The sequence below is a fragment of the Agrobacterium sp. 22-214-1 genome (assembly GCF_053522465.1).
Window position 1 is genome coordinate 80,026 of record NZ_JBNWCK010000011.1, and the last position, 15,977, is coordinate 96,002.

A 15,977-nucleotide genomic window follows, 5' to 3' on the forward strand; every position below is an offset into this window, starting at 1 on the left:
AACCGGTTCGCAGGAGCCGTCTCGGCGGCGGGCACGGGGAAAGTCTGACCCGAGCGACCAGCGCCGGTAAACACAACGTCTGAAAGTGAAAATCATGCATCAAACCCTTGCCGCCTCCCGAAATACCTCCAGCCCCTGCAATGTCCTTGCGCTCTGCTCGCGCGACAATCCGGCCATCCTGACCATTGCCCATCGCGGTTTCTGGGCCGCCACCGCCGAAAATTCGCTGGCTTCCGTCCGTGCCGCGGTTGCGGCGGGGGTAGAGATGATCGAGATCGACACGCAGGCGACGGCCGATGGCCGGCTCGTCGTCATTCACGACGGGACACTCGACCGCACGACGACGGGGAAGGGCATCGTGAATGCGCTGCCCTTCGAGGTGGTCCGCGCCGCGAGACTGAAGGCCGGTGCGGGTGGCGATGCGGCCGAGGTGACCGATGAATGCGTGCCGACGCTGGAAGAATTGCTGGAGGAGGCGCGCGGCAGGATCACCGTCAATATCGACACCAAATTCGCCCGCGATCTGCCGCTGGTCATGGAAACCGTGCTGCGGCTCGATATTCAGGATCAGGTACTGGTGAAGACCGATATCGACCCGGAAGCCGCCCGTTTCGAGGTGCTGGATGCGCACTGGTTCGGCAAGATCCCGCATATGCCGATGTTCCCGGTGCGGAAGGGCAAGTTTGCGGAGGATTTGCGCCGTATCGAGGCGTTGCGTGCGCCGATGATCGAGGTGAAATTCACCGATATAGCCGATCTGGCTGAAGGTCGTGCGGAGATGGAGCGCCAGAACATCCGTCTCTGGATCAACACGCTCGACGTCGCCCATTGCCTCGATTTCAACGACACGCGCGCGCTGGCGGACCCTGAAGCCGTGTGGGGCGCTCTCGCCGAGGCCGGCGTCGGAGCGATCCAGACGGATGAGGTCGAAGCTTTCACCGGCTGGCTGAAGACGGCCCCCGGCGCGACGGGTAGAGCGTGGGCAAGATGAGCAAGCGTCTCGAAGCGCCGTCGCCATCGTCCTGGTCGATGGCAGATGGCAGATGGCAGATGTGTTGAAACATCTGCCATCTGCATATCGCCGGCTGAAACGCCGCAATCGAGCAATGTCCGGTCAGGCCGCTATCGGTCGTCAGTTTGCCCGAGACAGCGCAATTGCATCAGGACCTGCAGGAAAACGAAGCTGGCCGGATAGGTCATGGACGGCGCTCCAGATCGCTTCGGCAACATCGCCTTCGCTGGTCGTCATGGCCGGTTTGGCGAAGCCTTCAAGAATTGGTCCCGCAAAGTCCATGTAGTCTTCCGGCAGCAGCCGTTCCAGCGGCAGGATGGCGTTTGTCGTGAAGCGGGTGGTCGGGGCATAGCCCGGTTCCACCAGCTTCACCCGGATGTTGAAATGACCGAGTTCATGCGCGAGCGAACCGGAGAAACCTTGAATTGCCTGCTTGCTGGCGGTGTAGGCGGCGGCGAGCGGGAAGGAGGCGAGCGTGGCGCTGGATGTGACGTTGATGATCGTGCCGGATCGGCGCTTTCGCATCTGCGGGATTATCGCCTGCGTCATCGCCATCACACCGAAGCTGTTGGTGTCGAAGATCGTGCGGATTGCCGACATGGGTGTCGCTTCAAAAGCGCCGACCATGCCGATGCCGGCATTGTTGACCAGCACATCGACCGGACCTGCCGTATCGATCAGCGCCGCGATGCTTTGTTCGTCCGTCACATCCAGCGGCAGGACGCGCAACCGCTCAGTGTCGCCAACGAAGCGGTCGGGATCCGGATGCCGCATGGTCGCAACGACATTCCAGCCGCGCGAAAGGAAGAGCTCGGCGGTTGCCTTGCCATAGCCCGATGAGGTGCCGGTGATGAGGATCGTTCTGGTCATCATAATCTCCATTGTTCGATATGACCGGAGATAGACGGTGTGTTTTGGATGATATATGCTTTAGAAACCGTAATTTATTATTGATCGTCCAGACAATGGATCCTCTTAGCGATATCATCGATCTTCTGCGGCCGAGCGCCGCCGTTTCGAAGCCGATTTCCGGACGAGGCCGATGGGGTGTGCGTTATCGCGCCTATGACGCCCCGGGTTTTGCCTTGGTGCTGGCCGGTGCGGCTTGGGTCATGATCGATGGCCGGGAACCGCTGCGGCTGGCGCATGGCGATTTTCTGCTTTTGCCCTCCACGCCCGCCTTCTCGCTCTGCAGCGATACCGACGTCGACTGCATTCCGGTCGAGCCGCAAGATCAGGCGGTGCGGCATGGGGAACAACAAGGGGAACCCGATTTTGTTGCGCTGGGAGGAAGTTTCACGTTCGAGCGGGTCAATGCGGCGCTGCTGCTTTCGTTGATGCCCGAGCTGATCCATGTGCCGGCAGGTGAGGGCGGAGCATCCCGGCTGGCGCGTCTGATCGAATTGCTGGCGGAAGAATGCACGCGCGAGGATGCGGGCAAGGAACTGATCATCCGGCGCATGCTGGAGGTTTTACTGGTTGAAGTGCTGCGGCGGCCGAACGCGGGCAACGAGGCAATTCCGGCGGGACTGGTGAAGGGAATGCGTTTGCCGGGGCTTGCCCGCGCATTGTCCGCCATGCACGCCAATATCCGCGCGAACTGGACCGTGGCCGAACTGGCCGGCATCGCCGGCATGTCGCGCTCGGCCTTCGCGGCGCGTTTTCATGAAATGCTCGGCTGCGCGCCGATTGAATATCTGGCCCGCTGGCGGATGGCGCTTGCCAGGGACGCGCTGATGCGCGGGGTGAAGTCGCTCGACGATATCGCGGATGAGATCGGTTATGAATCCGCCAGCGCATTCAGCACCGCTTTCCGCAGGAGAACGGGCGTCGCTCCGGGCAGCTTTGCCCGTGCGAACAGCGACAGGCACTGACTGCGCGGATTTTCTCCAGCCGTGCCGGTCACGGCGAGGGCAGGAGCCTTTTCGGACCATCTAGAGGGAGTGACGTTGATCCGTGCCGGTATAGGCACGTTCGCTCCAGAGCAGGGCTTTGCGCAGCCGGTCCGATATTGCTTCGGTTATGGCGCCCACGAACAGAATATGGTCTGCGGCATCGATGGAACCGACAAGTTCGCAGTCCATGGACAGAAGCGCATCGGCAAGTCTGGGGCTTCCTGACGGCCAGGCATCCCAGTCTCCGATGCTGAACCGGTCCGGGTGATTTCCCTTGCCCGCAAAGACATCGGCAATCTCCTCCTGTCCTCTGGCCAGTGCCGCAACGGAGAAGTGTCGGCTCGCTGCGATGAGATCGACCATGCGACTGCTGGCGTCGATGGAGATCATCAGAAGCGGCGGTTCTGCGCTGAGCGGCATGAAGGAGGTGATTGTGCGCCCAACCCGCTCTCCGGCGTGGCAGGCCGCGGCCACCGCCACGGTGAAGGCTAGGCCGGCCATTGAATCCTTGAATTCACGCGGGGAGATCATCGGAGAGGCGCAAGCTTTCAGCGGAACATGCGCGTGATTGACCACGCCGCCATCGATCAGCCTGAGATTATGAGACATGACATGCCGGGCTAACCGCCCGCTCCCGGATTTTTCGAAAAAATGGACATCTTCGCCGCAGCGCCATTCATGATGTCGGCATCGTCAGGCGGTGACTTTTTCTCGTGCACGCGCGGCCAGATGCCGGAATAGTGGCGGTTGAGGTCGAGCCAGACATGCAGCCCCGCTTCGGTATCCGGCCGGATCGCGGCGGCGGGACATTCGCCCTCGCAAATCCCGCAGTCGATACATTGATCGGGGTGAATGACGAGCATGTTCTCGCCTTCATAGAAACATTCGACCGGACAGACTTCCACGCAGTCCATGTATTTGCAGGCGATGCAGTTTTCGGTGACGACATAGGGCATTGAGACGCTCGAAGGGAGTTGCAGCCGGACGGCGGCTGTCCGGCTGCGCCTGATCCGGCCGGCCGCCCAGGGCAGCGGGACCGGCCGGATCGGTGGGGCTCAAATCAAAGGCGGGCGGCGACCGCCTGCCAGTTCACCAGATTGTCGAGGAAGTTTTCGAGGTAAGCGGGGCGCTTGTTGCGGAAATCGATGTAATAGCTGTGTTCCCACACATCGCAGCCAAGAAGCGCCTTCTGCCCGAAGCAGAGCGGATTGACCCCGTTTTCGGTGCGGGTGATCTTCAGCGAACCGTCGGTATCCACCACCAGCCACGCCCAGCCCGAACCGAACTGGGAGGCGCCGGAGAGGGCGAAATTCTGCTTGAACAGCGCGACCGAGCCGAAGGACTGCGTCAGCGCATCTTCCAGCACCTTGGGGATCGCATGATTTTCCGGCCCCATGATTTCCCAGAAGAGATTGTGGTTCCAGTGCTGGGAGGCATTGTTGAAGATGCCGGATTGCGCCACCGCACCCTTCTCATAGGTGCCCCGGACGATCTCTTCGAGGCTCCTGTTTTCCCATTCGGTGCCGACGATCGCCTTGTTGAGATTATCGACATAGGCCTTGTGGTGAAGATCGTGATGGAACTTCAGCGTCTCCTCGGACATGCCCGAGGGGGCGAGCGCATCATGGGCATAGGGGAGGTCGGGAAGCTGGAAAGCCATGGGGTATCCTTTGTCAACTGTTCGCTCAAGAGCATGGAAAAAGCCTTGCGAAAACAAGGTGACAGTACTTCTAGGACCTCAACCATGGTTCAGGTCAAGAGGTTTTTTCGCGCTGTGCCGTGCGCGCCAGTCGGAGTAACGGATGGATGTTTCGGCGTGGCAAAGCTCACCTTTCGCGATTTGAGACCGGCGTAATCAATGGTCCTGCCTGATATTGCCGCCGCGGCGGCGCAACATCGCGTCCGTTCTCGCAAAGCGGGAGGAATTCATGGCCGAGCCGTTGGAATTGGTGGCGTATTCTTCAGAGCAGCAGATGTCCCTGACCTGGTTGAATGGTATAAGAAACATCTCAGCATCGACAATCTGCATAAATCGGTATGGCAGCAGGACGCCGGAATGACGATTTTTGGGCCTTTCGCCAGAGACAGCGATTATTTCGACAGTGCTGAACAGCAATGGATGATCTCGATGCCCTCATCGCGAAGCTCACGGACGAAGGTGTAGAGGTTGAAACTTGGGCCGAATGGGATTCGGAGGTTGGACGTTTCGTCAGGATACACGACCCGGAAGGCAATCCCGTGGAATTGTGGGAGCCCGCCCGAACCTGAAGACGTTTGCGCTCCGCAATGCTCGGACCGGGGGTGAGTGAGGCTAAAACATTCCCTTTGTTAGTCCGCAACCGCAATGGTTGACCACTGGATGAACTCCGAATTCGGCGATCGAGATCGAGCCATCTCTTTGCCCCAATATGTCGCCGGCTGCGAAGCAATTTTAGTTTTCCTTAACTTTGGTACCTGTGAGGGGCTTGCAGGGTGATACGTATTGCAATAACTTCTGGTTGTTATTTGAACTAAAGGATCCGTAGCGAGGAGATTCGGCGGATTGTCGTGAAAAATCACGGATGAAAAGTAACATTCTTGCCATGTTGTTGGTAGGATTGATTATTACGTGAATTTTTAACGTGCGCGGTTCTTTGAGCAAACGACTTGCGACTATCGTTTCGCAAAGAAAGTTACTACTTTAACGCTTCTTGGATCAGATGAACTGATCTATGCACCCGGTATGGGATCGACAGCAAGGACAGCTGCAGAGTGAAGCATGGGCGGCATTGCCGCGACGAACTTCATTTCAAATGCAGGCCTCCTAAATATGCTACTTACTGCTTTCATTCCTGGTTTCCGATCGCCACTTCCTCCTGATTTTTGTCTCGCAATTGTGACGGCGGTTCGAGTTTCCGCTTATTCCCCGATCGCTATTCAGGCAGAGCGGAATACTTTGGGTAATTCGAGGGCCGCGCCCAACAGTTCCAAATGGGCCGTCACCACCCTGCTTTTGGCGGGCCTGCTCGCGTCAGAGCCGGCAAGTGCCCAGTCGCCCGCCGATGATTTTTCCCGCCAACAGGATCAGCAACAGCAGTTGCAGCGGCTTGAAAACCTGAAACAGATAACCCCTGATAGTGTCATTGGCCGTGAGGGCGAGGCACCGCGAGGCGACGCGAAGCCCGATGATTTATGCTTCGATATCTCCCGTGTGGAGATCGAAGGTGCGGCGAATCTGTCTGCCGCTACGCTTGGAACACTGACGCGGCCTTTCAACGATCGTTGCGTCGGCGTTGCCGACATCACCTCCCTCCTCAAGGCCATCACTGACATCTATCTAGACAAGGGGTTCGTGACGTCACGCGCCTATGTTCCGCCGCAGGATATTGCCGGAACAGGATTGCTGAGATTGGTCGTTGTCGAAGGCACGATCGCGGATATCTACCTCAATGGTCAACCGGCCGAGCAGAACGGTTCATTCGCCACGGCCTTTCCCGGCATGAAAGGAAAGGTTGCCAACATTCGTGATGTTGAGCAGGGGCTGGACCAGATCAACCGTCTGTCGTCCAATAACGCCAAGACTTCGATGTTGCCGGGAAAAACGGATGGTACATCCATTCTCAACGTCGAGAACAAGCCGGGCAAACCCTGGTACGTGAGCATTTCCAATAATAGTCTCGGCCAGCAAAGCACCGGCTACTCCCAAAGCAATATTTCCCTGGGTTTCGATGACCTCTTGGGTCTCAATGATCAGTTGGGGCTATCTTATGGGCGTAGCGGCCCGGACTACCCCTGGGATGATGATGGTCGCGGGCGCAGTAACAGTTATTCGGTCAATACAAGCGTACCCTATGGCTACTGGACGTTTTCGGCGAATGGTTCCTGGTACGAATATGACAGCGCCATCCCCGGCAATTTCGGGTCTATCGAAACCTCCGGTAATTCCGGTCAGGTTGGATTTGGCATCGACCGTGTCATTCTGCGCGACAAGGACTCCATCACGACCCTCAGAGGCGGTCTCACCTATAAGCAGACCGACAACTTCCTTCTCGGTAACCGGATTGAGGTCGGAAGCCGCCGATACACCATAGGCACTCTGGGCTTGTCGCGTTCACAAAGAATACTGGGTGGCGTCATCGCCCTCGATTTTGCCCTTGATAAGGGTCTCGATCTCTTTGACGCGGTGGAGGCCGGAGAGCCCGGAGCCGGCACGGCCGATCCTCGGTTCCTGAAACTCAACACGACCGTCAGCGCGACGCGGCCGTTCGAGGCGGCTGGCCAGCGGTTCGAGTTAACCACGCTCCTCAATGCCCAATATTCGCCCGATAACATGTTTGGCGCAGAACAGATCGGCCTTGGTGGCTCCAGCAACGTACGCGGCCTGAGGGAAGGCGTCATATTCGGCAATAACGGGTTTTTCAGCCGCAACGAATTGACCTGGCGGACAATGCCATGGGAGGGCACCAGTCTTGCGCCCGTTCTGGGCGAGCTACGCCCCTACCTCGGTCTCGATTACGGCCGCGTGTTTTCACAGGATCGCTTCGATATCTCCGGCGGCCACCTCGCAAGCTGGACCGTTGGTGCGAAACTCGTGGGGGGAAACATCAGCGCCGATTTTGGCTACTCCCAGGCATTTTCCAGCAGCGTCAATGGCGGGCGCGGAAATCTCATTTTCGCCAGCGTGACGGCACGCTGGTAGGCTTCAAAAGAGAATATTATGATCAACTCTTCTTTTCATACCCCTAAATTATCTCTCGTCTCCGCCCTGGTGGCGACAGCCATTGTCGTTTCCGGTTGCGGTGGCCGGGCGGCACATCCGGTGTCTTCGACCAACCCGGCCGACAGTGCTTTCGACTGCGCCGGCATAAAGCGCGAGTTCGAGGCCAACGAGCGGCAGGTGCTGGCGACGGTGAAAGAACGATCCGACGCGCAGGGTAAAAACGTGATCCTCGGTGCGACAGGTGTTCTTCTGTTCTGGCCGGCCCTTTTTTTCATGGATCCGAAATCGCCGGAAAAACTGGAGATCGACGCCTTGCGTAACCGCAATCAGGTCCTTGCGGAAATTGCCAGAAGCAAAAAATGCCCGGCCCCACAGTCGAAGCTGGCAGATGTCTACAAGAAACTCGACAGCAAGCCATCCCAGGCCGACACGAACAGAAAAGACCGCTAAGCCCCAAATTCCGTCTGCCACGAGAGGCGAACAACAATGACATTCCAGTTCAAGCGTCTTCCACGCAAAGCAACCGACCTCGCGTTGTTCGCCAATGCCGGAGCGCTGGCTCAAAAAATCATTGCCACCGTTGTTAGTTTTACGCTCGTGCTTCAGCCTGTGCTCCTTCACGCACAGGACATATCGCCGGAAGCTGGAGGATCCTCTGTAAATCGCCCCGGGATAGGGGCTGCCCCGAACGGTGTACCGCTCATCGATATCGTCGGTCCCAACAGCCAGGGTCTGTCGCACAACAAATACGACAATTTCAATGTCGGTACGCCGGGTGTTATCCTCAACAACTTCAATGGTGAGGTCGGTACGTCGAAACTGGGTGGTGTTACGCCCGGCAATCCAAACCTGCAAGGCAAAAGCCCTGCATCGGTCATCCTCAATGAGGTGACCTCGCAGAACCGCAGTTCTCTCGTGGGGCCGACCGAGGTGTTCGGCGGCAGGGCCGATGTCATCATTGCCAATCCGAACGGCATCACTTGCGATGGCTGCGGCTTCATCAACACGCCACGCGCCACACTGACGACGGGCGTGCCTGACATCGGCACCGATGGACGTCTCAATGGCTTCACGGTCAACAATGGAGACGTCACGTTTGGTTCGAACGGTGCGAATTTTGCATCTGGAGATGGCACGGTCGATCTATTCGACATCGTGTCGCGTACCATCCAGATCGATGGCACGATTTATGGTGAGGAGCTGCGCCTGACCGCTGGTCAGGGCAAGTTCGACTATACCACTGGCGAGGCAACTCCACTCGCCGCGACCTCGGGAACACCCGAATATGCAATCGATGGTTCTGCACTCGGAGCCATGCAGGCTGGCCGCATCAAGATGGTCGTCACGGAGAAGGGCGCTGGCGTTCGCATGCGCGGCGACATGGCTGCCAATACAGGCGAGCTTTCGCTATCGGCAGACGGCAAGATTTCGATCGGCAATGCGTCCGGCAATAAAGGTGTCAGCGTCTCCTCGAAGGGGAGTGTCTCGACCGGTCGTCTGACCTCGAAAAAATCGGTGTCGGTCAAGGCGGAGAAGGACACCAAGATCGCTTCGATCGGCGCGGAAGAGGATATCCTTGTCGATGGCGGGGCCGGCTTCGTTGATGTCGTCGGCACCCTTGGCGCTGGTAGTGCGATCACTGTCCTGGGAGATGGACGTGTTGCGGTGGCCGACGTCTCCGCTACAGGACCCGTTTCACTATGGTCGGGGGCAGGGTCCATCGGCATTAGCGGTGCAGCCCAGTCCGGCGCAGCGATGTCGATTTCGGCTGCTTCAGGCTCGATTGCAGCGGGCACGCTCCTTTCGAAAGGCAATCTGGCGCTGCTTTCCGGCCTTGATCTTGGGATTTCCGGGCTCGTGCTTGCCGAACAGAATTTGCAGGCTTCGGCTGGTGGCAACATCCGCTATGGCAGCTTGGAAGCCAATGGCAACGTCTCGCTATCTTCAGCCGGCGGTGTAATCAGCCTCGATAAACGCACAGCCGCCGGTGGCGACATCAGGATCAGGCAGCAACATGCCGACCTTTCCAACAACAGGAGCGGACTTGCAACATCGGGGACACTTTACATCGATGCCAATAATATCAACCTCGCCAATAGCACGCTGACGTTCGGCGGCCTCGATCTTGCGTCCTCCGGGGCGACAGATTTGACCGGTACGCGGCTCAACGCAGTGACATCAGGCAGCGCAGCCAGTGCTACACACGGCTCCGGCGATGTCGCCATTACCGCAGGCAGCCTTACCGTCAACGGCGCCAGCAATATTCTGGCTGCCCATGACCTGACACTTTCGCTGTCACAACTCACCAACGCCGGCCAGCTCGCCGCAGGCAATAATCTTACCGTCAATGTCACCGGCAATCTGACCAACACCGCCACGGGCCTGATCTATGCCGGCAACGATGCGGCACTCTTTGTCGGCGGCGTGCTGGCCAACGATCAGGGTGCGATTGTCGCCGGTCATGATCTCACGATTGCGGGAAACGCTCATGGCGGGCGTAATGCGGCCATAGTCAACAGTTCCGGCTTCATCTCAGCCGGTCACAACATGTCGATCATTACTGCAAATCTGCGCAACGAAAGAACAACTGCACCTACCTACACAACACAGTTCCTCTCTAACGCGCTCGTTTCCGCGTATGACATATATTATGCGAGAGAGTGCGGGGATTGTTCGTCGCCCATCGAATTTTATAACCGGTCATTCGTCATCGGTAGCCCCATCCATCGCGTTTACCGGGACGTCGTCGAGGATCGGCTCATATCCTCAGGTAGTCCCGCAGCGCTGATCAAGGCGGGCAACACACTTTCCGTCGACACGGTCGATCTTACCAATGCCTATAGTGCAATCGAAGCCGGTGCAGGCATGACGCTGAATGGCTCCGGCACGCTGACCAATCTCGGGCTGCAATTGCAGCGCACGACTTCGCTGAATTGCAACCAGCACGGCGGCTGCCAGTATTACCCGGATGTCATTTACGAATGGACGGAAACGAAAACGACCGGCGACACAGGTGGCCATGAAGGTTCATGGCAGATCGCCATGCCAGGTCCCAGCCCATTCGGAACGCGGGATACGTCAAAGGATATCGGGCCGGGACGGACCGTGGAAAGCGTCGAGGCGGTCGGTGGCGTTACCACGACGATCCGCTCTGGCGGAACACTTGGTATCACCGGTTTTGCCGCCGTCAACAATACTGCTTCGGCCGGAACAATCGCCGACCGTGTTGCCGTTGCAGCGCCTGCGCCTTCGAACAATCCGACCGCATTACTGTCCAGTATGACGGCAAGCGGTGCGCTTTTCACTCTCGGTTCTGTGACAAGCCCACAATCCGGCGGTTTTGGCGGTACCATTCCCGGCCAGAGCTTCCTTTATGAGACCCGGGCCGCTTTCCTCGACGTCTCGAAATTCTACGGATCGAGCTATTTCCTTGGCCGCATTGGTTACCAGCCGGATCGTCAGATCCAGTTCCTTGGCGACGCCTATTTCGAGAACCAATATATTGAGCAGCAGCTCAGACTGGCCACGGGCTCAGGTTTTACCGGGCAGGATTCAATTACTCAGATAAAGCAGCTGCTCGACAATGGAGCCGCCTATCTGGGAGCGAACCAACGCCAGTTCGGCGAACCGCTGACGGCTGAAGAGATTGCCAGCCTCACCGAATCCGTCGTTGTTTATGAGTGGCAGACGGTGAACGGCATGAGCGTTCTTGCGCCAGTGCTGCATCTTGCCGCTGGTGACAGGGAAAGATTGAACTCCGCTGGTGCGCTGATCGCGGGCAATCAGGTAACGATCGACACCGGCCTGCTTGCAACATCAGGGATGATTGCATCGACTGGCGATCTTACCGTTTCCGGTTCATCGATTGCGGCAATCGGCGGCGCCTTCCGCGCAGGCGGCAATGCTTCAATCAAGGGCGACGAGGGCATTCTGCTCGCCAACGCAAAGGTGACGGCCGGCGGCAATCTCGGCCTGACGTCGAATGGAGACATCAATATCTCCGTTACCGAAAGGTCGACAACCAGCACCTTGCGTGACAAGCGCAGCACGACGACGGTTGTGAGAACCACAAGTCAGGGTTCCGAGATCACCGCGGGCGGATCGGTCTCAGTCAATGCGGGTGGCAGCCTCAACGTCATCGGCAGCACGATTGCCGCCGATGGGACTGTGGGTCTGAAAGCGACCGGTGACGTGACAATTGCCGAAGCTGTCGACACCACCACGATCGATTACACCTACAAGAAAAAGGGTGGCCTGTTCGGCGGTAAGAAACAGACGACGAGCCACACGGAAACCGAGACTGCCGTCGGATCATCGGTTAGCGGCGGGAAGGGCGTGTCCATTACCTCGGGTGGTGACACCGTCGTCTCCGCCTCGAGGGTGATAGCTGGTGATGATACCAACAAAGCCGATATCAACGTCAGCGCAGGGGGCGATCTGCTGATCGCGTCGGGCAAAAATACGGCGGAGTTCGGGCAGAATTCCTCCAGCAAGGGTCTCCTCTCGAAAAAGAGCTCGACGCAGTACAACTATGATGAAGCCACAGTCGGCTCCGAGCTTTCCGCCTCCGGCAACATCAAGCTGGATTCTGCTGGCAACACCGTCATAGCGGGCTCAACTATAACGGCTGGGGATGCGATCAGCGTCACGGGCGACAGCGTCGCCATCATCGGGGCCGAGGAACAGCATGCGCTGGAGAGCAGCAGCAAGAAATCCGGCCTGTTTGCTGGTTCCGGCGGCGGCTTCCTATCGCTCTGGGGCAAGGAACAGAAAGAAAAGAGCCAGTCGTCTACCCTCAACGTTGGCTCCGCGCTGACTGCTGGGACCGACGTAACCCTCACGGCACGCGAGAACGACGTCAATGTCATCGGCTCGTCCATCATGGCGGGGCGTGATATCGCGCTGGAGGCTGCCCGTGATGTCAATATCACCCCAGGCGCCGAAAGCAGCGCATCGCAGGAGAAGGAAAAACGTTCCGGTTTCGGTATCAGCCTCTCCTCCGGCAATGGCGGCTTCTCTGTCGGTATCGGTGCGCAGAAGACCAAAGACAGCAAGCAGCAGCAGTCCGACACCAACGCGATCTCGGTTCTCACCGCCGGTCGCGATCTCCTCGTTTCCGCAGGCAACAACGTCAATCTGCAGGCAGCCACAGCCTCCGCTGAACGTGATGTCGACCTCTTCGCCGGTAACGATATCAATCTCCTCTCGGCCAACGACCGCACCAATTATCAGGAGATGCACGAAAAAACCTTTGCCGGTGTTACGGTTTCCGTGACCAGCCAGGCTGGCAAGGCGGCGCAGAGCATCATGAACTCGGCTGAACGGCTGTCGGACGGCGGTGGGGTCAACGCCATGACAAATACGGCAATGGCCGGGCTCGGCTTCTATCAGGCCTACAAGGATCTGCAGGGTGTTTCCGAGGGGCTTTCTTCGGGCCAGGGCCTGTCCTTCAACGTCGGCATCAATGCCGGTATCAGCCACCAGGAGAATAGCGCTTCTTCTTCATTCTCCACGCCTGTCGTCACCGACATCCGTGCCGCTCGCTCGATCGCCATCGAGGCAGAAAACGGTAATATCACAAGCGAGGGAGCACAGATCCGGGCCGGTTACGGCAAGAATGGCCTGCCAGTTATCTCGCCCGATGCGCTGACCGGCGACATCTTCCTGTCCGCAGAGAATGGTGACATCAATCTCAATGCCGCCACAGGCACGTCTGACGCGGCAAGTTCAAACAACTCCTGGAGTGCAGGCGCCGGCATCAACATGGGCTGCGCGACATCAGGCGGCTGCAATGCCAGCGTCGGTGTCAACGGCTCTTACGGCAAGGGCAGTTCCACCACCTCCGCAACCAGCCATACGAACACGCATGTCAACGGCACTGGCGATGTGACCATTGTCACCAATGATCTGGCGTTGAAGGGTGCGACCGTCGCCGGCAACTCGGTCGTGGCCGATGTCAGAAACCTGACGATCGAAAGCCAGGTGGATACGGCCACAGCAAAGGCGGACCAACTCAATGTGTCAGGCCAGATCGGCTTTGGAAGCACTGGCGTCTCCGGTTCCGGGCAGAAGGCAAAAGGTGATGCGGTTATTGTCATTGAACAATCCGGCATCCATGCCGGAACGGGTGGCATCGACCTCAACATTGAGCAGCACACCTCGCTTATCGGCGGCGTGATTACCAGCGAGGCTGGCGCGGGACGCAACAACCTCTCCACTGGCACCCTTGAGGCCGCCGATATCGATACGCATTCAAGCTGGAAAGCCGAAACCTATGGCGGCTCGATCGGTACTGGCGGCCTCTCCATCGCACCGCCGGTCAAGGCTGGCGAGAGCGAGACCGGCAACGCCTATTCGGCCATCGGCGGCAACATCCCGATCACCATTACCGATCCGGCCAACCAAACGCAGGATATTGGCACGATCCGCCGCGATACCGCCAATACCAACATCGCGCTACCCGGTCTGCCGGATCTCGAACACATTCTGCGTCAGCAATACAGAACGCAGGCGGATATTCAGGAAGCGCAGAAGACAATGGCTGGTTTGGCCGGCGATATTGCTTCCAGTCTCTACAACAACGCGACGACTCAGGCCGAACGTGATCTCTGGGATGAAGGTGGTGCAGGTCGAGCCCTGCTTCATGCCATCGGCGGCGGTATCCTTGGCGGTGTCAATGGATGGGAAGGAGCGCTCAGGGGTGCGCTTGGCGGCACCGCATCGACGCTCATGGCGCCAGCTATCGCGGATTTGGTCAAGGGCATGCTCAAGGACAGCAGTCTGTCCGATCAGGAAAAACAGACACTTGCCACGTTGATCGGCGCAAGTTTAAGCGCCGGGGTTGGCGCGGCTGTAGGCGGCGGAGAAGGCGCGGCCTACGGAGCTGCGGAATATCAGTACAATTATCTATATCACAATGAACAACTGGCCCGGGAAAAGGCGAAACAGCAGCTTGCAATGTGCGAGGCGGAAAACGCCTGCACAGACGCGCAGATCGCAGCAATACAGGAGCAGATTGGATATTGGGATCAGCTTGATACGCAACGCGATACGGTTCTTGCGGATGCCTGTAATGCTAACCGGACAAGTCCGGCCTGCGTTGCAGCCATTACCGATGCGCTGAAAGCCGTCGAGTACTTGCGTAACCCTGCCAACCCCATAGACCCCTCATCCATGGTTGCGGGCGGCTATGCCGATTTGGAAATGCGGTTGGTCAATGGCGCGTTTGGTGGCTTGTCGAATCAGGATCTCGCCGCAGCCGTCTACGCAGAACGTCTTCGGACCATCGAGTTGCTGACGCGATACCCGGATTCCGTCCAAGCCGCTCTCAGCGGATTTGTTAATCAATCAATTGCCAATGCAGCTATCGCTGTTCTCACATTCGGCATTGCGGAAAAGCTCGGACAGACCAAGCTGGGAGATCCGGGATCGACAGGCATCGCTGGGCAAACATCGGGCGGAACTATAAACACTGCATTGTCTAGCGTTCCGGGAAGAGTTCAATCGCGCGTTAATCTTCCTAATGGTGACAAGAGTAGTGGATGGACGCATGTTGTGGATAGGCACTTCAACCCTGACAAAAATGCTAGCCAGTTTACAGTTTCGCAAAGCGATCTGAGAACCGCTCTCCAGAGTCCAGAGGTTGTGAACACTCCTGTAACGAGGACTTTGAAAAGTGCAGACCACGGTACCTTATATGTCCGAGAGGTAAATCTCGGTCGTCCAATTGGAACTGATAAATTCAATAACTTTCAACCAACTTCCAAGATGACGGTTATGACGGATAGGTTTGGAAACTTGGTTACAGTCACGCCGGGGGGTGTTAGATGAAATTGATCGGCAGTGCAGTTGAAGAGCAATATAAGACTGAACTTCAGGAGGGGGCTCGTTATCTTCTGGAAGAAGGAGGCGATCCCGGAGTGCTGGATTTACTTCATCGAGAAATCGGAGCCGTTAAAAGCGCTTATTATTTGAGTGGTTACGAGCTTCAAGACTATCGCACCTGTAATTTGCTGGTGAACGGCATGACTGTTTGCCATATAGAAATTTCTGGAAAACAGATCGACGTCTTTTATAAGATAAGTATTTCTGAATACAAAAGGGGTCTGAAGAAGCAAGGGCAAATTAAATTACAAGTCGCTCTAGATATGTCTGCGTCACGATGATTTTTTATCGTCTAAATTAGCTAATAACATACGGTATGGCATTAAAATTTTATTGGTAATCTGCCATATTTCAGTGAAAAATGATTTGCTGAATGGAGCCACAATGTCTAGACCCTACGCGGGGGGAAGGCCGTTTGGTACGATCCCCCAAGCGGAGGACGGGTGGGTGTCCGAACCTCCAACAATTCCGGGATAACGTTGGATAT

Annotated in this window: 10 protein-coding genes and 1 pseudogene; 7 read left to right on the forward strand and 4 right to left on the reverse strand. The window is 57.5% G+C overall.

All coding sequences use genetic code 11. The features are described from left to right. Positions 1-94 precede the first annotated feature (94 nt). Positions 95-991, forward strand: coding sequence for a glycerophosphodiester phosphodiesterase family protein (locus tag ACQZ5G_RS24660; protein WP_448739236.1), 897 nt, complete (start codon positions 95-97; stop codon positions 989-991). Between the two features lie 141 nt (positions 992-1,132). Here ACQZ5G_RS24660 and ACQZ5G_RS24665 read toward each other — a convergent pair whose 3' ends face one another. Further along, positions 1,133-1,882, reverse strand: a complete 750-nt coding sequence (locus ACQZ5G_RS24665; protein WP_448739235.1) for an SDR family oxidoreductase — start codon at positions 1,880-1,882, stop codon at positions 1,133-1,135. A gap of 95 nt (positions 1,883-1,977) precedes the next feature. On the opposite strand from ACQZ5G_RS24665, the gene ACQZ5G_RS24670 reads away from it, so the two are divergent. After that, entirely contained in the window at positions 1,978-2,886 is a 909-nt protein-coding gene (locus ACQZ5G_RS24670) for an AraC family transcriptional regulator (protein WP_448739234.1), read from the forward strand. Positions 2,887-2,946: 60 nt separating this feature from the next. Here the strand turns inward: ACQZ5G_RS24670 and ACQZ5G_RS24675 are convergent, their stop codons facing one another. The 3 genes from ACQZ5G_RS24675 to ACQZ5G_RS24685 all read right to left on the reverse strand — a co-directional run bounded on the left by ACQZ5G_RS24675 (position 2,947) and on the right by ACQZ5G_RS24685 (position 4,567). Further along, positions 2,947-3,516, reverse strand: a complete 570-nt coding sequence (locus ACQZ5G_RS24675) for a flavin reductase family protein (protein ID WP_448739233.1) — start codon at positions 3,514-3,516, stop codon at positions 2,947-2,949. Between the two features lie 11 nt (positions 3,517-3,527). Continuing rightward, positions 3,528-3,863, reverse strand: coding sequence for a ferredoxin FdxA (gene fdxA / locus ACQZ5G_RS24680; protein WP_142781403.1), 336 nt, complete (start codon positions 3,861-3,863; stop codon positions 3,528-3,530). Between the two features lie 104 nt (positions 3,864-3,967). Beyond that, positions 3,968-4,567: a superoxide dismutase gene (locus tag ACQZ5G_RS24685; RefSeq protein ID WP_065655312.1), complete on the reverse strand. Its 600-nt coding sequence runs from the start codon at positions 4,565-4,567 to the stop codon at positions 3,968-3,970. 264 nt (positions 4,568-4,831) lie between these two features. Between ACQZ5G_RS24685 and ACQZ5G_RS24690 the strand changes: the two are divergent. The 5 genes and pseudogenes from ACQZ5G_RS24690 (at position 4,832) to ACQZ5G_RS24710 (ending at position 15,771) form a co-directional block, all read left to right on the forward strand. Further along, positions 4,832-5,175 (forward strand): annotated as a pseudogene (locus ACQZ5G_RS24690) (VOC family protein). A gap of 490 nt (positions 5,176-5,665) precedes the next feature. Continuing rightward, a complete protein-coding gene (locus tag ACQZ5G_RS24695) occupies positions 5,666-7,585 on the forward strand; it encodes a ShlB/FhaC/HecB family hemolysin secretion/activation protein (RefSeq protein ID WP_448739232.1) in 1,920 nt (639 codons plus the stop codon). 18 nt (positions 7,586-7,603) lie between these two features. After that, the gene (locus ACQZ5G_RS24700; protein WP_448739231.1) at positions 7,604-8,056 is read left to right on the forward strand and encodes a hypothetical protein; all 453 of its coding nucleotides are present in this window, start codon (positions 7,604-7,606) and stop codon (positions 8,054-8,056) included. 36 nt (positions 8,057-8,092) lie between these two features. Then, positions 8,093-15,436 (forward strand): hemagglutinin repeat-containing protein, encoded by a 7,344-nt coding sequence (locus ACQZ5G_RS24705; protein WP_448739230.1) that lies wholly within the window; start codon positions 8,093-8,095, stop codon positions 15,434-15,436. Beyond that, positions 15,433-15,771, forward strand: coding sequence for a hypothetical protein (locus ACQZ5G_RS24710; protein ID WP_448739229.1), 339 nt, complete (start codon positions 15,433-15,435; stop codon positions 15,769-15,771). The genes ACQZ5G_RS24705 and ACQZ5G_RS24710 overlap by 4 nt, the downstream gene beginning before the upstream one ends. The last annotated feature ends 206 nt before the right edge of the window (positions 15,772-15,977 follow it).